General features: G+C 45.9%; 25 protein-coding genes. 3 read left to right on the plus strand and 22 right to left on the minus strand.

All coding sequences use genetic code 11. The features are described from left to right. Positions 1-10: 10 nt before the first annotated feature. The 12 genes from B4F66_RS04765 to B4F66_RS04820 form a co-directional block, all read right to left on the minus strand. Entirely contained in the window at positions 11-691 is a 681-nt protein-coding gene (locus B4F66_RS04765; protein ID WP_292354582.1) for a site-2 protease family protein, read from the minus strand. Continuing rightward, entirely contained in the window at positions 684-1958 is a 1275-nt protein-coding gene (gene serS, locus B4F66_RS04770; protein ID WP_292354580.1) for a serine--tRNA ligase, read from the minus strand. Before serS ends, B4F66_RS04765 begins: the two co-directional genes overlap by 8 nt. 1 nt (position 1959) lies before the next feature. After that, the gene (locus tag B4F66_RS04775; protein ID WP_292354578.1) at positions 1960-2250 is read right to left on the minus strand and encodes a putative PII-like signaling protein; all 291 of its coding nucleotides are present in this window, start codon (positions 2248-2250) and stop codon (positions 1960-1962) included. Next, positions 2247-2621: a fluoride efflux transporter CrcB gene (gene crcB / locus B4F66_RS04780; RefSeq protein WP_292354576.1), complete on the minus strand. Its 375-nt coding sequence runs from the start codon at positions 2619-2621 to the stop codon at positions 2247-2249. The genes B4F66_RS04775 and crcB overlap by 4 nt, the downstream gene beginning before the upstream one ends. Before the next feature lie 136 nt (positions 2622-2757). Next, complete coding sequence (fba, locus tag B4F66_RS04785; protein ID WP_292354574.1) at positions 2758-3828, minus strand: class II fructose-bisphosphate aldolase; 1071 nt, start codon at positions 3826-3828, stop codon at positions 2758-2760. Between the two features lie 24 nt (positions 3829-3852). Next, entirely contained in the window at positions 3853-5319 is a 1467-nt protein-coding gene (pyk, locus tag B4F66_RS04790; RefSeq protein ID WP_292354572.1) for a pyruvate kinase, read from the minus strand. A gap of 18 nt (positions 5320-5337) precedes the next feature. Next, a complete protein-coding gene (locus B4F66_RS04795; protein ID WP_292354570.1) occupies positions 5338-6522 on the minus strand; it encodes a phosphoglycerate kinase in 1185 nt (394 codons plus the stop codon). 119 nt (positions 6523-6641) lie between these two features. Next, positions 6642-7640: a type I glyceraldehyde-3-phosphate dehydrogenase gene (gene gap, locus B4F66_RS04800; protein WP_292354568.1), complete on the minus strand. Its 999-nt coding sequence runs from the start codon at positions 7638-7640 to the stop codon at positions 6642-6644. 203 nt (positions 7641-7843) lie between these two features. After that, positions 7844-9832 (minus strand): transketolase, encoded by a 1989-nt coding sequence (gene tkt, locus B4F66_RS04805; protein ID WP_292354566.1) that lies wholly within the window; start codon positions 9830-9832, stop codon positions 7844-7846. Between the two features lie 26 nt (positions 9833-9858). Next, on the minus strand, positions 9859-10413 hold the full coding sequence (locus B4F66_RS04810; protein WP_292354565.1) for a thioredoxin family protein: 555 nt from the start codon (positions 10411-10413) through the stop codon (positions 9859-9861). A 195-nt stretch (positions 10414-10608) separates the two neighbouring features. Then, complete coding sequence (locus B4F66_RS04815) at positions 10609-11766, minus strand: M48 family metallopeptidase (RefSeq protein WP_292354563.1); 1158 nt, start codon at positions 11764-11766, stop codon at positions 10609-10611. A gap of 2 nt (positions 11767-11768) precedes the next feature. Next, entirely contained in the window at positions 11769-13085 is a 1317-nt protein-coding gene (locus B4F66_RS04820; protein ID WP_292354562.1) for a YjgN family protein, read from the minus strand. Positions 13086-13311: 226 nt separating this feature from the next. On the opposite strand from B4F66_RS04820, the gene mrcB reads away from it, so the two are divergent. Beyond that, complete coding sequence (mrcB, locus tag B4F66_RS04825; RefSeq protein WP_292354560.1) at positions 13312-15666, plus strand: penicillin-binding protein 1B; 2355 nt, start codon at positions 13312-13314, stop codon at positions 15664-15666. A 19-nt stretch (positions 15667-15685) separates the two neighbouring features. Continuing rightward, positions 15686-16246 (plus strand): tetratricopeptide repeat protein, encoded by a 561-nt coding sequence (locus tag B4F66_RS04830; RefSeq protein ID WP_292411141.1) that lies wholly within the window; start codon positions 15686-15688, stop codon positions 16244-16246. On the opposite strand, the gene dapB is transcribed toward B4F66_RS04830, so the two are convergent. From dapB to B4F66_RS04865, 7 genes are all read right to left on the minus strand, one after another. Then, positions 16247-17056 carry a 4-hydroxy-tetrahydrodipicolinate reductase gene (dapB, locus tag B4F66_RS04835; protein ID WP_292354556.1) on the minus strand — a complete coding sequence of 270 codons (810 nt, stop codon included), beginning with the start codon at positions 17054-17056 and terminating at the stop codon, positions 16247-16249. It abuts the gene before it with no gap. Between the two features lie 85 nt (positions 17057-17141). Further along, entirely contained in the window at positions 17142-18254 is a 1113-nt protein-coding gene (gene dnaJ / locus B4F66_RS04840; protein ID WP_292354554.1) for a molecular chaperone DnaJ, read from the minus strand. Between the two features lie 81 nt (positions 18255-18335). After that, complete coding sequence (dnaK, locus tag B4F66_RS04845) at positions 18336-20258, minus strand: molecular chaperone DnaK (RefSeq protein ID WP_292354552.1); 1923 nt, start codon at positions 20256-20258, stop codon at positions 18336-18338. 100 nt (positions 20259-20358) lie between these two features. Further along, the gene (gene grpE, locus B4F66_RS04850; protein ID WP_292354550.1) at positions 20359-20916 is read right to left on the minus strand and encodes a nucleotide exchange factor GrpE; all 558 of its coding nucleotides are present in this window, start codon (positions 20914-20916) and stop codon (positions 20359-20361) included. A gap of 102 nt (positions 20917-21018) precedes the next feature. After that, positions 21019-21744, minus strand: coding sequence for a DNA polymerase III subunit epsilon (gene dnaQ, locus B4F66_RS04855; protein WP_292354548.1), 726 nt, complete (start codon positions 21742-21744; stop codon positions 21019-21021). Positions 21745-21747: 3 nt separating this feature from the next. Beyond that, complete coding sequence (gene rnhA, locus B4F66_RS04860; RefSeq protein ID WP_292354546.1) at positions 21748-22191, minus strand: ribonuclease HI; 444 nt, start codon at positions 22189-22191, stop codon at positions 21748-21750. Next, positions 22191-22916, minus strand: coding sequence for a class I SAM-dependent methyltransferase (locus B4F66_RS04865; protein WP_292354544.1), 726 nt, complete (start codon positions 22914-22916; stop codon positions 22191-22193). The genes rnhA and B4F66_RS04865 overlap by 1 nt, the downstream gene beginning before the upstream one ends. Before the next feature lie 24 nt (positions 22917-22940). Between B4F66_RS04865 and gloB the strand changes: the two genes are divergently transcribed. Continuing rightward, positions 22941-23711 carry a hydroxyacylglutathione hydrolase gene (gloB, locus tag B4F66_RS04870; RefSeq protein ID WP_292354542.1) on the plus strand — a complete coding sequence of 257 codons (771 nt, stop codon included), beginning with the start codon at positions 22941-22943 and terminating at the stop codon, positions 23709-23711. Here gloB and B4F66_RS04875 read toward each other — a convergent pair. Genes B4F66_RS04875 through B4F66_RS04885 form a run of 3 tightly spaced genes read right to left on the minus strand, consistent with a single transcriptional unit; the run spans position 23708 to position 26380 of the window. Then, a complete protein-coding gene (locus tag B4F66_RS04875; protein ID WP_292354540.1) occupies positions 23708-24550 on the minus strand; it encodes a mechanosensitive ion channel family protein in 843 nt (280 codons plus the stop codon). The two genes, gloB and B4F66_RS04875, sit on opposite strands and share 4 nt — an antisense overlap. A 1-nt stretch (position 24551) precedes the next feature. After that, the gene (locus tag B4F66_RS04880) at positions 24552-25571 is read right to left on the minus strand and encodes a quinone-dependent dihydroorotate dehydrogenase (RefSeq protein WP_292354538.1); all 1020 of its coding nucleotides are present in this window, start codon (positions 25569-25571) and stop codon (positions 24552-24554) included. 5 nt (positions 25572-25576) lie between these two features. Next, entirely contained in the window at positions 25577-26380 is an 804-nt protein-coding gene (locus tag B4F66_RS04885; RefSeq protein ID WP_292354686.1) for a DUF2797 domain-containing protein, read from the minus strand. Between the last annotated feature and the right edge of the window lie 191 nt (positions 26381-26571).

The raw sequence follows: 26571 nt of genomic DNA on the forward strand, positions 1-26571 counted from the left end.
ATTCAGTGTTTTATAAAATAAAGAATACTTGCATTGGCATATCAAAAATAAATGCCAGCAATCCCATATAAGCCTGCATCAAAGGCCATAAAATCATCATAACGATGCCAAAATAGAGTAATGCCAGCAAGATAAAAAAGCCGTAAGGTTCAACTTTTTCTACTCGCCAAGCTAACTTAGGCGGCAAAATGCTGACTAATACTCTGCCGCCATCCAATGGAGGCAAAGGTAACAGGTTTAGCAACATCAACATGCCATTCACTAATACACCTGCCACACCCATGTAAATCATCGGTCCGGAAATCAGTACGTCATTCATGGCCAACACCAAGCCTAGCTTGGCGACCATAGCCCATAAAAACCCCATTACCAGATTAGCTCCGGGTCCAGCCAAAGCCACCCAGGCCATATCTTTTTTTGGATTGCGCAGATTCTGAAAAGTCACCGGTACCGGTTTGGCCCAGCCAAACATGAATCCGGTAAACATAAGCAATAACCCCGGAACCAGAATAGTACCCAGCGGATCAATATGCTTGATTGGATTGAGTGTCAGACGCCCCATCATCTGGGCCGTTTTATCACCCAGTTTTAACGCAGCCCAACCATGTGCGACTTCATGTACGGTAATCGCAAATAAAACCGGTAATGTCCAGATAATGATCTTCTGGATCAGACTAAACTCGTCACCCATGAATTTTATCTACACCGCCCATATAGGCACGAAGTGGCTCGGGGATAATAACGCTACCATCGGCCTGTTGATGATTTTCCAAAATGGCCAATAAGGTCCGGCCGACAGCCAGCCCTGATCCATTAAGCGTATGAACCAGTTCAGGTTTTCCCGTTTCAGGGTTCCGCCAGCGCGCCTGCATGCGGCGTGCCTGAAAATCACCAAAGTTACTGCAGGATGAGATTTCACGATAGGTATTCTGGCTGGGTAACCAGACTTCCAAATCATAGGTTTTAGTAGATGCAAAGCCCATATCACCGGTACAAAGCAGCATCTTGCGGTAGGGTAAATCCAGCATTTGCAGGATTTTTTCAGCTTGTCCGGTCAGTTGCTCATGCGCTTCAGCTGATGCTTCTGGCGCAACAATTTGTACCAGTTCGACTTTTTCGAATTGATGCTGACGAATCAGACCACGCACGTCACGCCCATGCGATCCGGCTTCACTGCGAAAACACGGTGTATGAGCGACAAACTTCAATGGCAACTGTGCAGCATCAACAATACTGTCACGCACAATGTTGGTTACTGGAACTTCAGCGGTTGGAATCAGATAGAGCTGGCCATCATCAACGGCAAACAAATCTTCGGCAAACTTAGGCAATTGTCCGGTACCACGCAATGAATCAGCGTTGACCAGATAAGGCACGTAGGTTTCAGTATAGTCATGCTCGGTAATATGAGTATCCAGCATCAACTGGATTAATGCCCGTTGCAGACGGGCCAGTTGTCCGGTTAACGTTACAAAACGCGCACCCGTAATTTTGGCCGCCGTTTCAAAATCCATCTGCTGCAGACCGGCGCCCAGATCCACGTGATCTTTCGGTTCAAAATCAAATTGACGCGGCGTACCCCAACGAGAGACTTCTACATTGTCGTTTTCATCTTTACCGGCAGGTACATCGGCCTGCGGGATATTCGGCACTCCCATTGCCAGCTCATTAAGCTGTTCCAGAACTTTAGCTAATCTCGCCTCGGCAGCTTTATGCTGATCGCCTAAATCATCAATTTCGGCCAGTAATGGCGCAATATCTTCACCGGAAGCTTTTGCCTTACCTATCATTTTGGAACGAGCATTGCGCTCAGTTTGCAATGTCTGCGCATCAAGCTGTGCCTGACGGCGTTCTGCTTCCAGGGTTTCCAGCAATCCAACGTCAAGCTGAAAGCCACGACGAGCCAAACCTTTTGCAACTTCCTGCGGTTCGGTACGTAATAATTTGAGGTCTAACATGTTAAATTCCGCTTTGAACTGGCCAGCTGACAATATGATCAGCCTCAACCAGTGTTTTTATTGTGGTGATGATATCGTTTATTTGTTCCGGTTTATCAAAAAGTTCAATAACCATCGGCAGATCCGACGAAAGATCCAATAATGAAGCTTTATGCACTAACCCATCTGACCCCAGACCCGCGATGCCGCGAAATACGGTAAAGCGAATTTTATTCTGCTCAAGCCACTTAATGACCTGCCGTACTTCATGCCGACCATCAGATAAATAAATTCTTACCAATGTCAGATTCATAGCTGTCTTCCAAGACTAATACCCAACCAGGTGGCCGCAAGGCATAATACAACGCTTAAAAATACATTTAATCCCGCTTTGATAAAAGCGCCATTTTCCATCAAGGTAAAGGTTTCCAGAGAAAAGGTTGAAAACGTGGTAAATGCACCGAGTAATCCGACCAGCAAACCAGCACGCCATTCCGCCGCTACGGCAAGTTTTTCAATCAGCAGAATGAACAGCACCCCTATAAGCAAAGAACCCAGGACATTCACTGCTAATGTTCCATAGGGAAAGTCACGACCGAATAATTTATAAACGCCGTTAGACATAGCAAAACGCATTATAGCGCCAACTGCGCCACCTACAGCGATAGCAAAAAGTTGTAACACGAAAGATGCCCTGTTATTAGCAAGTGAGTTATTTTACCTGAATCACGGCAAAGACTGGCAGCGAATGTCAGGAGACACGATTTTCCAGCTTCAGCAATTTCCAGAAAATGCTGCAAAAGCCACTAGCAAATCAACGTTAATTAAACTTAGGAGTAAGTTCTCCACTACGATAACGCTCTACCATGTCATGTAATGAAATGGGTTTGATTTTACTGGCATGGCCGGCACTGCCAAACGCTTCATAACGTGCCTGACAGATTGCCTGCATCGCTTTGGTCGCTTCTTTATAAAATTTACGCGGGTCAAACACCGCTGCATTTTTTTCATCGTTCAAAAACTGGCGGATAGAACCGGTTGAAGCCATCCGTAAATCAGTATCAATATTTACCTTACGCACACCGTATTTAATTCCTTCAACAATTTCTTCCACTGGCACACCATAGGTCTGGCCAATATTTCCACCATGGGTATTAATGATTTCCAGCCAGTCCTGCGGCACAGAACTGGATCCATGCATCACAAAATGGGTATTGGGCAAACGTTGTTGCAAGGTCTTCAAATGACTGATGGCAAGCACTTCACCGGTGGGTGGTTGGGTAAATTTATATGCACCATGACTGGTACCAATGGCAACCGCCAACGCATCTACCTGGGTTTGCCTGACAAACTCAACAGCTTCATCGGGATCGGTTAACAACTGACTATGATCTAATTTACCTTCAGCACCGTGACCATCTTCCTCGCCCATCATGCCGGTCTCCAGTGATCCGAGACAGCCAAGCTCACCTTCGACTGAAACACCACATGCATGGGCCATTTCACTGACTTTACTGGTCACGTTTACGTTGTAGTCAAAATCTGAAGGAGTTTTCATATCTTCCAGCAGGGAGCCGTCCATCATCACCGAGCTGAAACCGGATTGAATGGAACGCGCACATATCGACGGATTGGCACCATGATCCTGATGCATGACCAGGGGGATATGCGGATAGGCTTCAATCGCAGCCAGAATCAAATGCCGTAGAAAGGGCTCACCAGCGTAATCACGTGCTCCGGCACTGCCTTGCATTATTACTGGACTGTCGACGGCATTAGCGGCCTGCATAATGGCATGTACCTGCTCCATATTACTGACATTAAATGCGGGGATGGCAAATTGATGCTCTGCCGCGTAATCAAGTAACTGTCGCATAGAAACGAGTGCCATTAGCTAACCTCCAACCATTCATATTTATTCACAACTGCTACCTGAGGGACGTGGTTCAACCAACGTTCCAACTTTGACAATTTTCATTGCACTGGTGCTACCTTGAACTTCGAGGTCTCCCTTGGTGATAATCACTATATCACCCTCTTTGACAACACCTCGACGCTGTAATTCTTCTATGGCCTCCTTGTTCAAGGCCGCGTGATCCGTATGTTCAACCACAAAACTTACCGGGTAGACACCACGGTAAAGCGTGACCCGCCGTCGGGTAGCCACATGAGGAGTTAATGCAAAAATTGGTATTCCCGAACTAATACGTGACATCCATAATGGCGTGGCTCCGGATTCTGTCATCGTGGCAATAGCTTTAACATCCATATGATTCGCCGTATACATCGCAGCCATCGCAATAGCCTCATCAATTCGTGCGAATTTTGAATCCATGCGATGACGTGAAACACGTATTTCACGTTGCTGTTCCGCCTGTAGACAGATACGATCCATGGCTTCAATGACTTTAACCGGATAATGTCCGACTGCGGTTTCCCCGGAAAGCATCACCGCATCGGTACCATCCAGCACGGCGTTGGCCACATCAAACACCTCGGCACGGGTTGGAATGGGGCTTTCAATCATCGATTCCATCATTTGCGTCGCAGTGATAGTCAATCGATTCATACGTCTGGCTTTAGCGATTAGCTGCTTTTGAATCGGCGGTAATGCAGCATCCCCCATTTCCACCCCTAAATCACCTCGAGCGACCATAATGCCTTCTGAGGCTTCAATAATGGCATCAATATCATCCAGCGCTTCAGCTCGTTCAATTTTGGCAATAATCCCGCCATAGCCCCCGGCTTCACGCAACAGACGACGTGCCAAATGAATATCTTCAGCACTTCGGGGAAAAGATACGGCGAGGTAATCAGCCTGCATTTCAGCAGCTGTTTTTATATCGGCCATATCTTTAGCTGTCAGCGCTGATGCCGATAATCCACCTCCCTGCCGGTTAATACCTTTATTGTCTGTGAGCATGCCTCCCACGGTAACGCGACAGTGAATCTGTTGATCAATAACCGATTCAACCCATAACACAATGCGGCCATCATCCAATAACAACGTGTCACCACGCTTAACATCATGGGGGAGTGATTTGTAGTCGACCCCGACTTGATTGCTATCACCGTTATTATCTGCCAGGGCCGCATCCAGAGTAAAAGCTTCCCCTTCAACTAGTTTCACACCACCATTCTTAAATCGAGAGATGCGAATCTTCGGTCCCTGCAAATCAACTAATACGCCAACCTCACGTCCAAAGTCGCTGGCACGGTTACGCACCCTGTCAGCCATATCAATATGCGATTGCGATGAACCATGCGAGAAATTGAGCCGTACAACATCCATGCCTGCCGATATCATCGTGTCAAGAACGGCATGATCTTTTGTTGCAGGTCCCAAGGTAGCAACAATTTTCGTTCTTCGACGGGCAGCCATAATTAGTTACTCATTAATTTACTCGCGGGCACGTTGCTCAAGAATTTCCACTGCAGGTAACTTCTTGCCTTCAAGGAATTCCAGAAAAGCACCACCACCGGTAGAAATATAAGAAACATCATCACAAATTTTGTATTTAGATACTGCTGCCAACGTATCACCGCCGCCAGCAATCGAGAAAGCATCTGATTCCGCTATTGCCATCGCTATTTCTTTGGTGCCTTCACCAAATTGGCTGAATTCAAAAACACCTAACGGACCATTCCATACAACCGTACCAGCTTGTTTAATAATTTCAACCAGCTCCGCAGCAGATTTTGGTCCGATATCAAAAATCATGTCGTCATCCGTTACCTTATCTACTGCTTTTAATTCCGCTTCTGCATTTTCGGCAAAATGTTTACCGCAGACCACGTCTTTGGGTACGGGTATATTGCCGCCACGGCTCACAGCTTCTGCTGAAAGCTTTTTACAAGTATCGATCAGATCCGGCTCATAAAGTGATTTACCTACATTATGACCAGCTGCCGCAATAAATGTATTGGCAATACCACCACCCACAATCAATTGGTCCACTTTCTTCGACAGGCTTTCCAACACCGTAAGTTTGGTAGACACTTTTGAGCCGCCTACGATAGCAACCATTGGCCTGGCAGGATTATCCAGCGCTTTGGATAAAGCTTCCAGTTCCGCAGATAATAAAGGCCCGGCACAGGCAATCGTGGCATATTTGGCAATACCGTGTGTTGAAGCCTGAGCACGATGCGCGGTGCCAAATGCATCCATAACAAACACATCACACATCTTGGCCATACGTTTTGCCAGATCATCATTATTGGCTTTTTCACCAATGTTGAATCGTACATTTTCACACAAAACAACTTCACCTACTTCGACTGGAATAAATTCTGGCTCCAGCCAGTTTTGTTCCAAACGTACCGGTTTTTCCAAGAGGGCCGAGAGATAATTGGCAACCGGAGCTAATGAATATTTATGTTCATATTCTCCTTCAGTAGGTCGTCCGAGATGAGACATAATCATAACTTTGGCACCTTTCTCCAATGCCAGATTTATGGTCGCTAAAGAAGCGTGGATACGAGTGCCATCTGCAACAACACCTGATTTGAGTGGAACATTCAAATCTTGTCGGATCAACACACGTTTTCCAGCCAAGTCCAAATCGGCCATTTTTATTACTGACATAAGGTATTGCCCTCTTGTGTAAATTTTGTGAACCAGTTCTGATTATAGCCTTCAAAATACATAAAAAAAGGCCTCCTTCACAGGAAGCCTTGAATTAATTGTTGAATGGCTAAAATGAATTAACGCGCAACATGCTCAACCAAACGCATCATGTTGCAGGTATATCCATATTCATTGTCATACCAGGCAACGACTTTTACAAAGGTGCCATCAAGTGCAATACCTGCACCTGCATCAAAATTTGAAGGTGCAGTATGACCACGGAAATCTGTGGAGACCACATTTTCTTCGGTGTAACCCAAAACACCTTTCAACTCACCTTCGGCAGCAGTTTTCATTGCTGCGCAAATTGATTCATAGCTGGCATCGTTGTTTAATTCAACGGTTAAGTCGACTACGGAAACATCTGAAGTAGGCACCCGAAAAGCCATCCCGGTCAATTTTCCATTTAATTCCGGCAGCACCTTGCCTACTGCTTTTGCGGCGCCGGTGGATGACGGAATAATATTTTCCAGAATACCGCGACCTCCACGCCAGTCTTTCATTGACGGGCCATCGACAGTCTTCTGTGTTGCTGTGGCAGCATGCACCGTGGTCATCAAACCACGCTTAATACCAAAACTGTCATGCAGGACCTTGGCAACCGGTGCCAAAGCGTTAGTTGTGCAGGAGGCTGCTGAAACAATTGCCTGACCAGCATAACTGTCATGGTTCACGCCATAAACAAACATTGGCGTGTGATCTTTGGAAGGTGCAGATTGCACGACTTTTTTAGCGCCGGCAGCAATATGTGCCTGACAGGAATCTTCCGTCAGGAAAAAGCCGGTGCATTCAATAATTAAATCGGCACCAACTTCATCCCATTTCAAATCAGCAGGGTTGCGCTCAGCGGTAACACGAATGGTTTTACCATTAACAACCAGATGACCGTCTTTCACCTCAACATCACCTTCAAAGCGGCCATGTACAGAATCAAATTTGAGCATATACGCCAGATAATCGGGATCAAGTAAATCGTTGATTGCCACGACTTCAATCTCAGGGAAATCTTTTGCTGCAGCACGAAATGCCATACGGCCGATACGGCCAAAACCATTAATACCCACCTTGATAGTCATTCTGTTTCCTTTGAATCGGTTTGATATTATGCCTCAGAACTGAAATCTTACCGAAAATTGCAGTTATGAGACTTGGAACTGCTTATCTTTCATCGCCTCCCGCAATGGTGCGATGAAAGATAAACAGACCCTTTTAAAAAAATGACCAGTAGATTTGCATCTACTGGTCATCTCCATTTAGCTCGCTAAAAACAGTTCTTTAATTACAGAACTGATTTAACGGTTTTAACAACGTTTTCGACAGTAAAGCCGAAGTGTTTCATCAAAACACCGCCTGGAGCAGATTCACCGAAGGTATCGATACCAACAGTGCCGCCTTCCAGACCAACGTATTTACGCCAGAAGTCAGTTACACCGGCTTCAACAGAAACACGTTTCACTCCTGGAGTCAGGATGCTGTCTTTATAAGCCTGATCCTGACGATCAAAGACGTTCGTTGAAGGCATAGAAACAACACGTGCATTTACACCGTCGCCTTTCAGCGCTTCTTGTGCTTTAACGGCCAGATCCACTTCTGAACCAGTTGCGATCAGAATCACGTCAGCTTTACCGCCTTCGGCTTCTGACAACACATAAGCACCTTTACGAATCGCATCAAAAGCAGCTGTGTCGTGTTTACGACCAGGAATACCCTGACGGCTCAATACCAGACTGGTTGGGCCATCCATACGCTCAACAGCTGCAGTCCAGGCAATCGCAACTTCAGTTTCATCAGCAGGACGCCATACATCCATGTTGGGGATGTAACGCAGACCAGCTGTATTTTCGATTGGCTGATGCGTAGGACCATCCTCACCCTGACCGATAGAGTCATGGGTCAATACCGCAATGGTACGAATTTTCATCAAGGCAGCCATGCGCAGCGCTGATTTGGCATAGTCAGAGAACATATGGAAAGTACCACCATATGGCAGCAGACCACCGTGCAATGCCATACCATTCATGATGGCAAACATACCAAACTCACGAACACCGTATGAAATGTAGTTACCCATCTCTTTACCAGACACATGTTTAAAGCTTGAACAGCTGGTCAGGTTTGAACCGGTTAAGTCAGCAGAACCACCAATGAATTCTGGCAAAATAGGCGCCAATGCAGCGATAACGTTTTGTGATGCTTTACGTGAAGCAACACTTTCTGCTTTTTCGTTCAGATCAGCAATGACTTTGGCTGATGCTTGTTTCCAGTCAGCAGGCAATTCACCGGCCATACGGCGTTTAAATTCTGCTGCCAGTTCTGGATATTCTTTAGCATAAGCATCGAATTTCTTGTTCCACTCAGCTTCAGCGGCATCGCCTTTCGCTTTAGCATCCCAACCTGCATAAACATCTTCTGGAATAACAAATGGCTCGTATTCCCAACCCAGTTGCTTACGGGTCAATTCAACTTCTTCTTCACCTAATGCTGCACCATGGCAATCATGGCTTGAACATTTGTTTGGTGAACCATAACCAATGATGGTTTTGCAGCAGATCAATGATGGTTTATCAGTGACTTTCTTCGCTTCTGCGATGGCTTTGTTGATTGCATCAGCATCATGACCATCAACAGATTGAACATGCCAGCCATAAGCTTCAAAACGCTTAACAGTATCATCGGTGTACCAGCCATCAATGTGACCGTCGATAGAGATATTGTTGTCATCCCAGAATGCGATCAGATTGCCCAGGCCCCATGTACCGGCCAAAGAACATGCTTCATGAGAAACACCTTCCATCAGACAGCCATCACCCATAAATACATAGGTATGGTGGTTAACGATGTCATGACCAGGTTTGTTGAACTGATGTGCCATTAACTTTTCAGCCATCGCAAAACCAACGCCGTTGGTAATACCTTGGCCTAATGGACCCGTCGTTGTTTCTATACCTGGAGCATAACCGTATTCAGGGTGACCCGCGCATTGTGAATGCAATTGACGGAATGTTCTCAGGGAATCCATTGGCAAATCATAGCCACTCAAATGCAGCAATGAGTAAATCAGCATAGAGCCGTGGCCATTAGACAAAATGAAACGGTCACGATCAGCCCATTTCGGGTTGTTCGGGTTATGTTTCATGTGGTCATTCCACAATACTTCAGCGATATCCGCCATACCCATTGGGGCACCCGGATGGCCGGAATTCGCTTTTTGCACTGCATCCATACTTAACGCACGGATTGCATTTGCTAAATGTCTACGTGTAGCCATTATCTACGTTCTCCTATTAAAAAAAATTAAGCTGCCCGCCATTTGATGGAACAGCCCATACTGGGTATCTGTTGTTCTGGACCATGACCGGTTTGAGCAACTTGTTTCATCGCTTCATATAAGTCACGGCGTACGTCCGCTGGAGCGGCTTCTTTGCGGCTGGCATCAAGGCGACCACGGTATTGCAACTTCAAATCTTTGTTGTAACCAAAAAAATCAGGAGTACACACCGCGCCATAAGCTTGAGCAACCTCTTGGCTTTCGTCATACAGATAAGGGAAAGAAAACCCGTTTTGTTCAGCAACAGTTTTCATGTTGTCAAAAGAGTCTTCTGGATAATCAGCGACATCATTGGCAGAAATTGCCACAGAATTGATGCCCAGCTGTTTAAGTTCGTTGGTATCACGGATCAGTCTATCCATAATGGCTTTGACATAAGGACAATGATTACAGATGAACATGATTAACAAACCATTCTCACCACGACAGTCTTCCAGTGTCCAGATTTTGTTGTCTGTGCCCGGCAGGGCAAAATCTATGGCCGCTTGGCCAAAGTCACAGACGGGTGTCTCTAAAGCCATTAAGATCTCACTTTAGTTCCTGTTTTTAGGCAATTTCGGTGATATTTAACCACACGAAACCAATTTGGAGTTCAGCATATTACCAGACAATTTAGATAATGCGAAATAAGCCAATTCGCCAGAATAAGTTCGCTAGGTTTTTGTATATTGAGACAAAACCGATATATTCGCAGCACTTGTTTTAGTCAGCATACTTTATTCAGCGACTTCATTGACCAACATTGCTCTGCGCTCAGCATTATCAGGGTGAGAATCAAGATAACTTTGCCAACCCGCTGCCTCAGCAGTTGGTGTGACAAGCCAGCCTTTCTGTTGAGCCTGTTGTAAGCCTCCAGGAGTTTCACACAGGGATGATTGCGAGTTATCTTCAGCTTGTAAGAAAAAATAGGCACGACATCTGATATTGAGTTCAATACGATCCAATAGATCAGCCAAATGAAAGCCTGCTATCTGATTGGAGTGCATATATCGCAAAGCAAAGCGATCCGCTTCGCGCTCAAAATCTCTTGAATAGGCACTCTGCATCATCACGATAGGCATGCCCATAAAGACTTCGGCAATCCCTGATGTATCACCGACAAAAGCCATTGCCATCACCACTAGCAATGAACTCTGCATCACCGACTGGGTTCCATGCCTGTGGGCCACATGGCCAATCTCGTGCAACAGTACCGCAATCAACTCTTCAGGTTGCTCTGCCAGTTTCACCAGCTCATCGGTGAACACTATTGTGCCATCCGGCAAGGCAAAGGCATTTGCACCTAAATTACCACCTTGTCGAAACTGGATATTTATCGGTGTATCGGCTTGCTCACTAAACGACTGAAACTTTGCTAAAAGTATGTCTCGTTGCTGTTGAGGCAGTTCTGAGGGAGACAAAACCGTCTCATCCAGCAACCGAAGTGTATGACTTGCCGCCTTATCAGAAATAGTTGAGGGTAACCAAAAAGCCATTTTTTTTGCTGCAGCTGGCACACCATATTGCATCATGACGTAGCCAAACCCGACAAACAGTATCAGCGCAAAGAAAACCAGTTGCCAGCGACTTTCAAGCAGATGAATGAGTCGGGAAAAGCCATGACCTTTGACAATAAGCAGCTGATCGATGGTCTCATTATCCAGACTTTCAAATTTCTGACCTTGCTGAAAATACAATTGTCGGCTAGTGTTACCCAAACGTGAGGAAATTTTCAGCTCATTCAGTGAACAGCAAGCCAACTGAGTGCCATCCGACCGGTCTACAACTTCAATATCCTGCTCGGAAATATGCCGTAAAAATGCAGCGCGCTGTCTGGAAACACCTTCTTCATACCAGAAGCCATCGATCCGTACACGCTGCCAAAGCGGTTGCATTATTAAAAACCGACATCCATATCAAACACATCACTGACACCTTCCCCCAATGGTCCCACACGCTGACTGACATCATTTGAAAACTGATTCAAATCGCCTGCCACCAGCATTTTAGTGTGTATCGCTTTATACGCAGCTACCCGAACTTTTGCCCATGGAATAAACAAGCCTAAAGTGAGCACAATCGCCACAGTATTACTCAAAACCAACCACATATAAGACGCTGTGGTGTAGTTGGCAGAAAAAGCATGAGAAGAGAGTGTGGCATGGTTAAAACGTAAATTTGTCGTCTTTACGGTAAAAAATACAAACAACGTGAGATACATCATCACGCTTAACAGCATCGTCAGAATCCCCACGGCTTCCCGGTTTAAAAGCGTTACCAGCAGAAATACCCCAAAGGACGTCATAAGAACGATGCCAACCATCGCCAAAGCAATTTTATAGTAGGCACTGGCTTGAGGTTCGAACTCAAATGCCGTATCACCATAGCGCATATTTCTCACCAGAAAACACTGCTGTTTATAAATGGCATAAGGCATCAGCAGAGAAAAAGTCACTAAACCGAGAATCGGCCAGAGAATATAAACCTTGAAGGCTTCACTATATTGGCCATCAAATCCAAACCGCACATTGCGATATTCACTATAAAAAGCATTGAATGTCAGTGATTTTACCACCAGCCAGGGAAATAACACGATGAACAGTAGACCAAATATCACGCCTGTAGCCGGGAAAAGTGAAGTGGTAACAATATAGAACACAAAAAAAGCAAAGGCTATCAGTCGCCCTTTGAGAATCTGCAACGGAACGGCTTGATAGCTAAAGCTTGCTCCATCCAGCTGAGTATTTGCATAGAAGTACTGTTTATTACGGACTTTGGCCCAGGCTGAATATATGCCCAAAGTCATAATCGTGAGCACGATATTAACTATCCAAATCCGGAAATATTCAGCACCTTGACCACTGAAAAAAAATGCCCTTTGTCGAGGCTCAACTTCAGCTGCTATCTCAACATCCTGCGTTGGAGCCAAACCATCATTTTTTGCAGCCTGCTCCATAGCCGGCAGTCGTGGTTCTTTTTTATCATGCCTTATCAAATAGGATTCGGCACCGGCACTCTGCAACTCTTCCTGTTGTCGCTGAGCCTGCTCGTAACCCACCCCCTTCAACACAATCGCATGTTTCTGCTGGAACAGTTCGCTAACAGCATTTTCTGTTAAGGCAAGTAATCTCGCTAGATTATGTATCACTTCCTCAATATTGAATCCATCCAATAATTGTCCACTAAGCATCACGTCATAACGTAACTCTGACACGTTAGACCTCCTTGTCTGTTTTAATGAGTTTTGCCGAAGTATAGAAGCAAGCAGAATTGTCAGCAACTTTTCGCTTTCATAGTCATAAATAATGATTACAGAAGTAACTATTGAAAGACTTTGCTAATATAAGCGGCACATTGACGATATTGCAGCCAAACTAAAGTCTTTATGGTTTGCCTGACACGTTTCGACTGCCATTCTTTCTACTCTCACTCCTCAGGTTATGGTAAGTAAAAAAAATCCCCCTCCATCCCAGCAGCGGCGTAATCCTCGCTCTAAAAAAAAACGTAGAGCCTTAATTTCTAAAGGCACACTGTTCAAGCTGCTGTTTATTATTCTGCTTTTGCTAGGGGGGGCAACACTGTATCTGGATCAGCAAATCCGCAGTCAGTTTGAGGGGAAACGTTGGGCTTTACCCGCTAAAGTCTTTGCCAGACCACTGGAGTTATATGTTGGCGCACCAGTGTCACTCAACGATTTGAAAATAGAACTTAAAGCGTTGGGCTATCAGTTTGTTGATAAGGTCAGCGCACCAGGGGAAGTCGCTTTTTCTGCTTCACGGGCAACGTTGTCGACTCGAGGTTTTCACTTCCCTGACGAACTTGAACCAGCCAGGCAACTTATTTTAGAGTTCAGTGGTGACAGCTTAAGTCAGATCCGTTCAGCAGATCAGCAGTCACTAACATTAATCCGGCTTGAACCCGCCTTAATCGGCGGTATTTATCCACTCAATAATGAAGATAGAGATTTAATTCAGCTTGAAGAAGCGCCGCAGCCGTTTATTGATGCATTAATCGCGATTGAAGATCGGGATTTTTATGATCATTTTGGTATTTCACCTAAAGGTATTGCGCGTGCAACATTAGCCAATATTCGTGCAGGGGCATTTGTGCAGGGTGGTAGCACCTTAACCCAGCAATTAATTAAGAACTTTTATCTGACAGCCGATCGTACTTTGCTACGCAAAATGCTGGAATTGCCAATGGCGATGCTCCTCGAATTTCATTACAGCAAAGACGAAATTCTCGAAGCCTATTTGAATGAGGTCTACCTGGGTCAATCCGGCAATCGTGCCATCCATGGCTTTGGACTTGGTGCGGCACATTATTTTGCCCAGCCAATACAGGAGCTCAAATTACATCAATTGGCGTTATTGGCCGGTCTGGTAAAAGGACCATCCTATTACGATCCACGACGTAATCCTGAGCGTGCCAAAGCCAGGCGGAATCTGGTGCTGAGTGTTTTGCATCAGCAAGGTTCAATCACTGACGAAGAATACATGCTGGCCTCAACGGCTGAGCTGGATGTGGTTCCGGCTGGTAGTTCGATGAAAGAGGCTTATCCGGCCTATATTGATTTAGTAAAACGGCAATTACGCCGAGAATATAAAGATGAAGATCTTGGCTCAGAGGGGCTAAAGATTTTCACCAGTCTGGATCCCATCAGTCAGCATAAAGCAGAAACTTCTCTGGTCAGCACCATTGAAGATTTAGGCAGAACCTATGGTGAAAGTCTGGCGAAACTTCAGGGCAGTATGGTGGTGACTGATCCACAAACAGGGGAAGTACTGGCGTTGATAGGCGATCGTAATACCCGCTACCAGGGATTCAACCGTGCCTTAGATGCCAGTCGGCCAATTGGTTCGCTTGTAAAACCTGCTGTTTACCTTACCGCTTTGGAGCAGGGATATACCCTGATAAGTGAACTGGACGACTCACCTTTCAGCCTGACCTTGCCCAACCAGCAAACCTGGTCCCCCAAGAACTATGATGGACAACCCCATGGCCTAGTCCCAATGCATGAGGCTTTGACCCATTCCTATAATCTGTCGACCGCGCAACTGGGCATGGAGCTGGGGGTAGAAAAAGTGATCGACACCCTGAAACGTCTCGGGGTTGATCGACCTATGGATGCATATCCATCATTATTATTAGGTGCGCAGAGTTTATCGACACTGGAAGTTGCCAGCATGTATCAGACGATTGCTGCAACCGGGTTTCAAATTCCACCTCGTACTATTCGGACTGTCACCGACAGCGCAGGTGAACCGCTTTCCAGCTATCCATTTCAATTACAAAAAAGTATTGATGAGAAACCCATGTTTTTGCTGCAGTACAATTTACAGCAAGTTACCCGAAGTGGTACCGGCCGTAGCATTTACCAACAGTTGCCGATTAATATCAATACTGCCGGCAAAACCGGAACATCAGATCAACAGCGTGACAGCTGGTTTGCCGGGTTTACCGGTAACCGTCTCGCTGTAGTCTGGCTGGGTCTGGATGATAATAGTCCGATGCCGATCACTGGTTCCAGTGGGGCCTTACGTGCTTGGACACGGTATATGGCAGAGGAACCGTTACAATCCTACGAACCGGTGATGCCTGAAGGTATTGAAATGCTCTGGATTGATCCGTTAAGCGGAAAACTTGCCGATGGTTTATGCGAGAATGCCACCCAAATCCCGTTTATCAGTGGCACACAACCGACAGAAACTGCTGCCTGTACCACACCGGAAGAAACTTTTATCGACAATCCAATCAAACGGTCAATCGATTGGGTCAAAGATATTTTCAGATAGGTCCGTTATGCCAATAACCATGCACAAAATGCTTTTTATTATGGCCAGCCTGGTCATGTTTTTATCTGCCTGTAGTACCACACCCGTCAGCCAAAGACCTGCGGTGGAGAGCAGAGATGTACCCGTATCTTCACCAACAACTGAATCAGCAAAAACCAGTCCAGTGCCAAGCCAGCAGGCTAATCCACAAGCCATGCCACTTCCACCGGACAAATCTACAGGCACTGATATACCTGCCACTATACCTGTTCCAGCACCAACCAATCCTGCCGTGCTGGCGTTATTAAGTGATGCAGAAAAATATCAACAGCAGGGAAACATGTCGGCAGCGCAATCACGTTTGCAGCGAGCCCAACGTATCGCCCCCAGCGATCCAAAAGTCTACTATCAGTTAGCCAAAGCACACTATGAACTGGAAGATTTTCGCCTTGCGGAACAAGTTGCTTTAAAAGGTCTGTCCTATGCCAAAGGCGATAATACCGAGCTGAAACGCTTCTGGTTATTATTGGCGGAGATTCGCACTAAAAAGGGCGATAAAGCTGGTGCCAAAACAGCGCGCGAACAGGCCGCCCGCTATTAATTAATTCCGCAGATCTAACACATCCTGCATATCAAACAGACCGGTTTGCTGTTGCATCAGCCATTTGGATGCACGCATGGCGCCGTAGGCAAAGGTCATTCGGCTTGATGCTTTATGGGTAATTTCCACCCGTTCGCCTTCGGCAGCAAATAACACTGTGTGATCGCCAACGATGTCTCCGCCGCGGACTGTCGCAAAACCAATAGTATTGCGATCGCGTTCGCCGGTACGGCCTTCACGGCCATAAATAGCACAGTCTTTTAAATCGCGGCCCAACGCATCTGCAACCACTTCCCCCATTCTTAAGGCAGTACCGGAAGGTGCATCCACTTTATGGCGGTGATGGGCTTCAATAATCTCAATATCAACGCTATCCCCCAATACACGGGCAGCCATATCAAGTAATTTCAGTGATAAATTCACCCCAACACTCATATTGGGGGCTAGTAAGGTGGCAATGCGACCGGCTGTTTGCTGAATAATCTGTTTTTGCGCTTCATCAAAACCCGTTGTACCAATCACCGGGCGGCACTGATTCTCTGCACATAACGGCAGGAGAGCCATGGTGGCCTCAGGAATGGTGAAGTCTATGATCACATCCGATTGCTGAGTTGCTTGATCAAGATCTGCTGACAACACTACCCCTAATTTACCGACTCCAGCCAATTCACCGGCATCCACACCAATTAATGATGACTCCGCTCGATCAATGGCAGCAGATAGCTGCAAACCATCTGTTTCAGCGACGGCTTGAATCAGGCAACGGCCCATGCGGCCAGCGGCACCGTTAATAGCAATATTAATAGCCATGGTTTATATCCTTATGGCGGTAAATCAGAAAATAAAAAAGCTGGCTGGCAAAAATAGCCCAGTCAGCTTCCTATTGGCAAATATCTTATTCAAAAAAACGTTTTACAGCATCAAGCCACGATTCATGTTTTGGACTGTGGGTTGCCCCGGAACCTTCCATCGTTTCGGCAAATTCCTGCAATAACTCTTTTTGTTTTTTTGATAATTTAACCGGCGTTTCAATAATCACGCGACACATTAAATCGCCAACTTCACCGGTACGCACTGATTTGACACCTTTACCGCGCATCTTGAATTGCTGGCCGGTTTGCGTACCTTCAGGCACTTTCAGCACAGCTTTACCCTGCAAAGTGGGCACTTGCAGTTCCCCGCCCAGACAGGCGGTGGTGAAACTGATGGGTACATCGGCAAACAGATTATTACCATCACGGGTAAATACATCGTGACGTTTAACCGCTACTTCGACATATAAATCACCGGCTGGAGCACCACGGCTTCCCGCTTCTCCTTCACCGGCAAGACGAATGCGATCACCCGTATTAACACCGGCGGGCACTTTAACGGAGAGTGTTTTATGCTCTTGTACGACGCCTTGACCATGACAATCATGACAAGGGTCCTGAATCATCTGACCCGTTCCGCGACAATGTGGACAGGCTTGCTGAACAGTGAAGAATCCTTGCTGAATGCGAACCTGACCATGTCCACCACAGGTCGTACAAGTCACAGGTTGTGTGCCAGGTTTGGCCCCGGAACCATCACAGGTTTTACATTCAACATTGACCGGTATGCGAATTTTCGCAGTCGTTCCAGCAACAGCTTCTTCCAGCGTCAAATCCAGGCGATAGCGCAAATCGGCTCCACGGAAGCTTTGTCCACCCGGACCGCCACCGCCGAAAATATCATTAAATACATCGCCAAAAATATCGCTGAAACCGCCCGAACTTCTGAACCCGCCACCGCCTGAGCTGTTATCTACTCCAGCATGACCAAACTGGTCATAAGCAGCACGTTTTTGGGAATCAGACAGAATTTCGTAAGCTTCTTTGGCCTCTTTGAACCTGGCTTCAGCGGTTGCATCATCCGGATTACGATCAGGATGATATTTCATCGCCATACGACGATATGCTTTTTTGATTTCAGCTTCTGTCGCAGTGCGCGATACACCAAGAAGGTCGTAATAGTCTTTTTTGGCCATGTTTAGTTTTTCTTGTATCTCTTAAACAAGACAGGCGTAGGCTCAATGCCTACGCCTGTTTTCAGTTAATTGTGTGAAAGATTATGAATTTTTCTTGTCGTCATCGACTTCTTCAAATTCGGCATCTACCACATCATCGTTTTGTGCTGTGGAATCATCTGTTGCGGCACCTTCACCAGCTTCTGCGTTTTCAGCATAAGCACGTTCAGCCAGCTTGCCTGCAGCTTCTGACAACGCAGCGGTTTTGGCTTCGATATCGGCTTTATCTTCACCTTTCAGAGCCTGTTGTAACTCTTCAATGGCCGCTTCAATCTTGGCTTTTTCATCAGCTTCCACTTTATCACCCAGATCAGTCAGTGATTTGTTGGTCGCATGAATCAAACCATCCGCCTGGTTGCGTACTGTGACCAGTTCATGGAACTTACGGTCTTCATCAGCATGCGCTTCAGCATCTTTAACCATTTTTTCAACTTCATCGTCAGACAGACCGCTGGAAGCTTTAATCACAATGGATTGCTCTTTACCTGTCGCTTTATCTTTAGCAGACACGTTCAGAATACCGTTAGCATCAATATCAAAGGTGACTTCGATTTGTGGTGTACCACGTGGAGCTGGTGGAATATCCGCTAAATCAAAACGTCCCAGTGATTTATTGGCTGAGGCAATTTCACGTTCACCCTGCAATACATGGATGGTAACGGCCGGCTGATTATCATCTGCTGTCGAAAACACCTGATTCGCTTTAGTTGGGATGGTGGTGTTTTTCTCAACCAGTTTGGTCATTACGCCGCCCATGGTTTCGATACCCAGGCTTAATGGGGTAACGTCCAGCAACAATACGTCTTTCACATCACCAGCCAATACCGCAGCCTGAATCGCAGCACCAACGGCAACCGCTTCATCCGGATTCACGTCACGGCGTGGTTCTTTACCAAACATTTCTTTAACCGCTTCTTGCACTTTCGGCATGCGGGTTTGGCCACCAACCAGAATGACATCATTGATGTCAGACAATTTCAGGCCGGCATCTTTCAATGCCATTTTGCAAGGTTCCATACTGCGTGAAATCAAGTCTTCTACCAAAGATTCCAGCTTGGCGCGGGTCAAACGGATTTCCATGTGTTTAGGGCCACTGGCATCTGCAGTGATGTAAGGCAGATTAATATCCGTTTGTGAGCTGGAAGACAGCTCAATTTTGGCTTTCTCGGCAGCATCTTTCAAACGTTGCAAGGCCAATGGATCTTTACTCAGATCAACGCCCTGATCTTTCTTGAATTCAGCAACCAGATAATCAATGATACGTTGGTCAAAGTCTTCACCACCCAGGAATGTATCACCGTTGGTGGCCAGTACTTCAAACTGATGCTCGCCTTCGATATCAGCAATTTCAATGATCGATACGTCAAACGTACCACCACCCAAATCGTATACAACAACTGTGGAATCACCACGTTTTTTGTCCATGCCGTAAGCCAGCGCTGCAGCGGTTGGTTCGTTGATGATACGTTTGACTTCAAGACCGGCAATCTTGCCAGCATCTTTAGTGGCTTGACGTTGTGAGTCATTGAAATAGGCCGGAACGGTAACAACCGCTTGAGTGACTTCTTCACCCAAAAATTCTTCAGCGGTTTTTTTCATTTTCATCAAAACGCGAGCTGAAATTTCAGGCGGAGCCATTTTTTTACCATTGGCTTCTACCCAGGCATCACCGTTATCCGCTTCAACGATTTTATACGGCACCATATCAATATCGCGCTGTACTACATCGTCTTTAAATTTACGGCCAATCAAACGCTTGATTGCGTACAAAGTGTTTTTGGCGTTAGTGACAGCCTGACGTTTGGCAGACTGACCTACCATCACTTCGTTATCTTTGTTGAATGCAACAATTGACGGGGTTGTGCGATCACCTTCACTGTTTTCGATGACACGGGCTTTGCCGTCTTCCATCACCGCTACACATGAGTTGGTCGTACCCAAGTCAATACCAATAATTCTACCCATAATCTTTTCTCCATCGTACTAAGTTCGTCTGGCTATTCCAGCCGTTGTGATAATAGATGGGGCAGGAAATTTTGATTTCAAGCCCTTAAATTTCGTCCGGTTATTGAGAAACCACTACCATGGCAGGACGTAACAGACGCCCATTGAAACGGTAGCCTTTCTGCATGACATTCAATACCTGGTTAGCTTCTACGCCTTCTGCAGGCTGCATTGCCATGGCCTGATGCAGATCAGGATCGAAAGCCTCGCCCTCAGGATTAAGTTGTTCAAGACCGAATTTACCGATCGAGCTCATGAACATTTTGAGTGTCATTTCCATGCCATCTCGCACTGTTTCAAGCTTGGCATCTTCATTTTTTGCTGCGTTGAGACCAAACTCCAGGCTGTCGCAGATAGGCAATAGCTCTGTTACGAATTTGTCCAGCGCATGTTTGTGAGCGTTTTCCAGATCACGGCTGTGTCTGCGACGCATATTTTCCAGATCGGCTCTGGCACGCAATAATTCATTCCAATGTTCATCGGCTTTGTTGCGGGCATCTTCCAGCTGTTTTACAACATCTGCTTCAGATTCCGCTGGCTGAGCTGACTCAGCTGTTTCGGGTGAGGTTTCGACCGGCTCAGATTCCGCCGTCGACTTTTCGATTTCTTCGTTGCTCATGATTAATCAGATTCCGCTTTGCTCAACACAAAGCTGCTATTTGGGGGTCAAAAATCTGATTTCAAGCGGCGAACAGAACTTTTTGTGAAAACAAATTCAACTTTATTTAAGCCACACACAATTTCCATCACTGCTGGCCTGTAATTTTTCCAGCATCACCTGATGTGCTGCCAACTCGGTTGCGTCAGCCTCAATGACCTTTAATGCTGAACGAGGACGTTCAATTGTCGTGATCTCATTTTTCTCAGCATCGTGTTGCGGTTCGAATTGCTCTGCCGCCAGTGACAAGCTGACCTGTCCACCCGTCATCATCAGATAGACGTCTGCCAGAATTTCGGCGTCTAATAAGGCGCCATGTAACTCCCGGTTGGAATTATCCACCCCATAGCGTTTACATAACGCATCCAGATTGTTTTTCTGACCCGGATGTTTATCCCGCGCCAGTTTTAACGTGTCCATCACTGAACAAATATCGTCAATTTTGGCGGTGTGACCTAACTTGGTTAACTCGTGATTTAAGAATCCAACGTCAAATGCGGCGTTATGAATAATCAATTCAGCACCTTCGATAAACCGCAGAAAATCTGCAGCAATATCTGCAAATAACGGTTTATCGGCTAATGATTCATTGGTAATGCCATGAACCTCTATCGCTCCGGCATCGATTTCACGTTGTGGATTTATATATTGATGAAACGTCTCACCGGTCAGCCGTCGATTCACTAATTCAACGCAGCCGATTTCAATAATGCGATGATCATCTGCTGTACTGAGGCCAGTGGTTTCGGTATCTAAAACAATTTGTCGTTGACTGGTTTGCTCTGCCATCGGTTAGTCCTGTAATGCGATTTGAGTACGTGCTGCTACCGCCAGCTGATCGGCACGTTCATTTTCCGGATGACCATCATGACCCCGAACCCATTGCCAGGATAATTTATGTGGCTGGGAGGCCGCATCCATGCGTTGCCATAAATCGGCATTTTTCACTGGTTGCCGGGCGGCGGTTCGCCAGTTTTTGGCTTTCCAGCCTTTCAACCATTCGGTCATCCCTTTCATCACATATTGTGAGTCAGTGGTAATGGTGACATGACAAGGCCTTTTCAATGCTTCCAGACCGGCTATGACTGCCATCATCTCCATCCGATTATTGGTGGTCAGTTTTTCACCGCCAGATAACTCCTTTTCGTTATCTTTGGCACGGAGTATGGTTCCCCAACCTCCCGGCCCCGGATTACCACTGCAGGCACCATCGGTAAAAATTTCAACGTGTTCCATTAATGCTCTTTTCGTGTTGCTGAGGGATTCACCAGTTGTGGTCTGGGAAATAATTTTCTATTTTGCCACCGGCTTTGTAATGGGGTCACCAGAAAAGTGCGTTTTTTTGCGACAATTGCAGTGACGCCACCAAGATATGGCCAGAGACGTCGCCCCCATCTTTCCAGAAAACCACCACGTTTTATCCAGCGTTCATTTTGCCATGGGGGACAATAAATGATCGATCGGGCTTCCACTACATCAAAATCCAACAATGACAGCCAGTCTTTTAAGCGCTGACGTGAAAAAAACTGTCCCCGCCACGGCAAACTATCCTGCCAGGAAAACAATCGACGTAAACCCCATACACTAAACGGATTAAAACATAGCACCACCAGTGTGCCATCTTCGTTTAACACTCTGTCGGCTTCACGTAATAATTGATGCGGTTGGCGGGAAAATTCCACCACATGCTGCAACAGCATCACATCAACACTGTCAGACTTAAATGGAAGTTGCTCACTTTGCGCATGAAATTGTCCGCTGCTTCCCATTAATGCCTGATAACAAGGTCGTAAGGAAGTCGGTAGAATAAGGCTTTGTCCACCAAGCTGCAGCTGAAAAAAACCATGCAGCTTTGCCTGTTGATACTTTAGCCATTGCTGTTCCTGGCTTTGTATATAACGGGCAAGCGAAGATTGCCACCATTGTGTCATCTCGCGGTCTTGCTCTTTATAATTACACATAGGCCATTCCGGCGGAGTTAGATAATGTTACAAATTCATGCCGTAAAGGCATTTAATGATAATTATATATGGTTGATTCAGTCAGCCGAGAATCAGGATGTATTAATTGTTGATCCGGGCGATGCGGGTCCAGTGATTAACTTTGTAGAAAAAAACGATCTGCATCCTGCGGCCATCTTAGTCACCCATCATCATAACGATCATGTTGGCGGTATCCGTCGCCTCGACGACCTGTATGATCTGCCCGTTTTTGGACCGCAACGTGAACACATCAAAACAGTCGATACACCTTTGTACGCCCAGGCTGACCAACAATTGCATTCATCTTTTCCGCACTTCAGAGTAATCGATACTCCTGGACACACTCCAGGTCATATCAGCTATCTGGTAGATGATAACCTGTTCTGTGGCGACACATTATTTGCTGGTGGTTGTGGTCGCCTGCTTGGAGGTACAGCAGAACAACTATTTGATTCACTGCAAAAAATAAAACAATTACCTGACGATACGCGCATTTATTGTGCGCATGAATATACGCTGGCCAATCTGCAGTTTGCCACAGCTGTTGATCCCACAAATAACGACCTGCTTGAACGCTTAACCAAAACGGAAGCGTTAAGAGAACAGCAGATCGCCACCGTACCATCAGAGCTAAAAGTGGAAAAACGCACCAATCCATTTTTGCGGTGTGATGATGCCGCAATAAAAAAAGCGGCTGAAGCTTACGCTGATCAGCCGCTTGATTCGCCTTTGGCGGTATTTAAGGTATTACGCGCCTGGAAGGATGATTTCTAGGCTGATTCATCTTTTTTAGTCTGGCTTGATTCATTGGCAGCATCTACATTATTAAAATGCACATCCATTTGTGGATAGGGAATACTGATGCCGTTTGCATCAAACGCCAGTTTGATGGTTTCGATCAGATCTGCTCTTACTGTGGCCAGATCCGATGCGTTAACCCATGGCCAGACATTGAAAGTAATGCTGCTATCGCCCAGTTCGGCCACACGGATAATCGGCTCGGGATCGTTAAGCACCAATTCATGCCCCGTGACGATATCGGTGATGATTTGTTTGGCTTTGAGCAAATCATCGTCATATCCGATACCAAACACCATATCAATGCGGCGGGTATCTCGGGCTGAGTAGTTGGTAATAACACCTGCATAGATATTGCCATTGGGCACAATCACTTCACGGTTATCCGGTGTTCGCATCACAGTGTTGAAGATAGTGATTTGCTCAACAATACCGAGTACGCCAGCAACCTCTACAAAGTGACCAATTCTGAATGGTCGATACATGATCAACATTACGCCGGCAGCAAAATTCTGTAATGAATCCTTTAGCGCCAATCCCACAGCTAAGCCGGCAGCACCCAGTACGGCTATCATCGAGGTGGTGTTTACACCCAATTGATCCAAGGCCGCAATCAACACAAACAGCAACAATAGGATATTAATGATCGAGCTGGAAAAATTAATCAGGATCGGATCAATATTGGCCCGGACCATAATTTTTCGAGACAGCTTCACTAACCAGCTAACCACTGTGCGACCCACAATGACAATGACAGCGGCAAAGAAAATATTCAGCAGAATGTCACCAATGACGCTGCCTGTTCCGGTTTCCATGTTATCTCCTCTTTTGAATGGTTTTGACGATATCTTGAATTAATTTTGGTCCCTGATAAATCAGACCACTATAAATTTGTATCAGTTGAGCACCCGCTTCCAGCTTTTGCATCGCATCTTCTGCGCTCATAATGCCACCAGCAGCAATGATCGGCATATCAGCCGGTAAAGCCTGTCGGAATTGTCGAACAATTTCTGTCGATTTGGCAAATACCGGTTTACCACTCAAGCCACCAGCTTCATCAGCGTGAGCCAAGCCTGCGACAGCTTCGCGGGAAAGCGTTGTATTGGTGGCAATCACGGCATCAATCCCGACCCGGCTGAAACATTCAGACAGTTGCTGAACTTCTTCCAGGGTTAAATCCGGTGCAACTTTGACCGCCATCGGCACATAACGCTGAAATTCTTCCGCAAGTTCCGCCTGACGATTTTTCAAAGCGCTCAGAAGATTATCCAGTGCTTCGCCAAATTGCAGATTACGTAAACCGGGAGTATTAGGAGATGAGATATTGATAGTGATGTAATCGGCATGAGGATAAGATTTTTCCAATCCTATCAAATAGTCATTCAGCGCTTTATCAACCGGCGTATCAACGTTTTTGCCAATATTGATACCAATAATTGCATCAGTTTGAGCGGCCTGAACTTGTTCCAGTAAATGATCTACACCAAGGTTATTAAAGCCCATTCGGTTAATAATCGCCTGTGCTTCTGGAAGTCGAAAAAGTCTGGGTTTGGCATTACCCGGTTGAGGTCGAGGTGTCACAGTACCCACTTCAATAAAACCAAAACCTAATACAGATAAAGCTTCCAGGTAGTCAGCGTTTTTATCAAGACCTGCAGCTAACCCCACTGGATTAGGAAAACGTAATCCCATTACATGCACCGGTACCGTCGGCATTTTGGGCATTAGCAGCCTCAACAATCCAGACATTTCCATCCACTTCAGGCTGTTCATGCCCAGATGATGTGATGTTTCAGCATCCAGTTTAAACATCAAATTTCGTAGCAGCGGATACATACAAATCAAGCCTTCATTGTTATTTGGTAGCCCGTAAATTTACGGATATTTAAAACGCCTTTATCCATAATCAGATATTGCCCTTTTATGCCTAATAATTTACCGGCAATTTCAGGTGTTTTATCAAAATTCATAGAACTGACTTTTTCTGGATATTGCTGCACAGGGTAGCTTATTTCCAGGGTTTTTCCATCTGTCAGTGTGGTGATGGCATCCTCACCCAACTCCTGCTGTAAAAGCCGGATTTGATCGGCACATTCAGCCTGTAATTGATCACGCTGCTCTGCCAGATCAATTGTGTCAGCAGGGCCGCGCAACATTTTTCGCCAGTCAGTGCGATCCGAAACATGATTTTTAAACAGGACTTCAACCAAACCGGAATGATAACGGCTACTCACTCGAAAAATGGGCAACGCCTGGGTTGCTCCCTGATCCAGCCAGCGTGTCGGCATTTGCGAAATTCGGGTAATACCCACTTTGATCCCTGAACTATTCGCCAGATAAACAATATGGTCCTGCATACACACCTGAACACCCCACTCAGGTTCACGACAGGTCCCTTGAGCAAAGTGACATAACTCAGGTTTCATAAAGCATAAATCACATTGCGCCAGTTTTTGTGAGCAGGGAAAACAGAACCCACCACTATAGCTTTTCTTGGTCATTCGCTGGCAGTTCTGGCAACGAATCTCACCCGCATAAATCAGCTGTATATTCGTTCCAATAAGTGGATTCATCGGGATCTGATGTTCACCCAAAATCATTTGATAATTTACTGGCCCATCAGTTTCCGGCAGGGTCGCCTGCATCTTGTTTAGTTGTCCTGCAAATTCTGTCACGTAGCGAAACCTTTAATTTCAAATTAGAGGATAGTTTAACGTAGCAGGACAGCCAGACCTATCCACTGTCAGGTATTTATTCAAAAGGCTCAATTCATCACTGTTCTATAAATGTTATTGCGCTTTAGCAGAAGTAGCTTTGAAAAATAAACAAGCACTCA

The sequence above is a fragment of the Methylophaga sp. UBA3603 genome, assembly GCF_002375335.1.
GTDB lineage: Bacteria > Pseudomonadota > Gammaproteobacteria > Nitrosococcales > Methylophagaceae > Methylophaga.

Coding starts and splice junctions, on each gene's coding strand:
- B4F66_RS04765 (WP_292354582.1), bottom strand. CDS start 691: ATGGGTGACGAGTTTAGTCTGATCCAGAAGATCATTATCTGGACATTA.
- serS (WP_292354580.1), bottom strand. CDS start 1,958: ATGTTAGACCTCAAATTATTACGTACCGAACCGCAGGAAGTTGCAAAA.
- B4F66_RS04775 (WP_292354578.1), bottom strand. CDS start 2,250: ATGAATCTGACATTGGTAAGAATTTATTTATCTGATGGTCGGCATGAA.
- fba (WP_292354574.1), bottom strand. CDS start 3,828: ATGGCACTCGTTTCTATGCGACAGTTACTTGATTACGCGGCAGAGCAT.
- pyk (WP_292354572.1), bottom strand. CDS start 5,319: ATGGCTGCCCGTCGAAGAACGAAAATTGTTGCTACCTTGGGACCTGCA.
- B4F66_RS04795 (WP_292354570.1), bottom strand. CDS start 6,522: ATGTCAGTAATAAAAATGGCCGATTTGGACTTGGCTGGAAAACGTGTG.
- gap (WP_292354568.1), bottom strand. CDS start 7,640: ATGACTATCAAGGTGGGTATTAATGGTTTTGGCCGTATCGGCCGTATG.
- tkt (WP_292354566.1), bottom strand. CDS start 9,832: ATGGCTACACGTAGACATTTAGCAAATGCAATCCGTGCGTTAAGTATG.
- B4F66_RS04810 (WP_292354565.1), bottom strand. CDS start 10,413: ATGGCTTTAGAGACACCCGTCTGTGACTTTGGCCAAGCGGCCATAGAT.
- B4F66_RS04815 (WP_292354563.1), bottom strand. CDS start 11,766: ATGCAACCGCTTTGGCAGCGTGTACGGATCGATGGCTTCTGGTATGAA.
- mrcB (WP_292354560.1), top strand. CDS start 13,312: ATGGTAAGTAAAAAAAATCCCCCTCCATCCCAGCAGCGGCGTAATCCT.
- B4F66_RS04830 (WP_292411141.1), top strand. CDS start 15,686: ATGCACAAAATGCTTTTTATTATGGCCAGCCTGGTCATGTTTTTATCT.
- dapB (WP_292354556.1), bottom strand. CDS start 17,056: ATGGCTATTAATATTGCTATTAACGGTGCCGCTGGCCGCATGGGCCGT.
- dnaJ (WP_292354554.1), bottom strand. CDS start 18,254: ATGGCCAAAAAAGACTATTACGACCTTCTTGGTGTATCGCGCACTGCG.
- dnaK (WP_292354552.1), bottom strand. CDS start 20,258: ATGGGTAGAATTATTGGTATTGACTTGGGTACGACCAACTCATGTGTA.
- grpE (WP_292354550.1), bottom strand. CDS start 20,916: ATGAGCAACGAAGAAATCGAAAAGTCGACGGCGGAATCTGAGCCGGTC.
- dnaQ (WP_292354548.1), bottom strand. CDS start 21,744: ATGGCAGAGCAAACCAGTCAACGACAAATTGTTTTAGATACCGAAACC.
- rnhA (WP_292354546.1), bottom strand. CDS start 22,191: ATGGAACACGTTGAAATTTTTACCGATGGTGCCTGCAGTGGTAATCCG.
- B4F66_RS04865 (WP_292354544.1), bottom strand. CDS start 22,916: ATGTGTAATTATAAAGAGCAAGACCGCGAGATGACACAATGGTGGCAA.
- gloB (WP_292354542.1), top strand. CDS start 22,941: ATGTTACAAATTCATGCCGTAAAGGCATTTAATGATAATTATATATGG.
- B4F66_RS04875 (WP_292354540.1), bottom strand. CDS start 24,550: ATGGAAACCGGAACAGGCAGCGTCATTGGTGACATTCTGCTGAATATT.
- B4F66_RS04880 (WP_292354538.1), bottom strand. CDS start 25,571: ATGTATCCGCTGCTACGAAATTTGATGTTTAAACTGGATGCTGAAACA.
- B4F66_RS04885 (WP_292354686.1), bottom strand. CDS start 26,380: ATGCAGGCGACCCTGCCGGAAACTGATGGGCCAGTAAATTATCAAATG.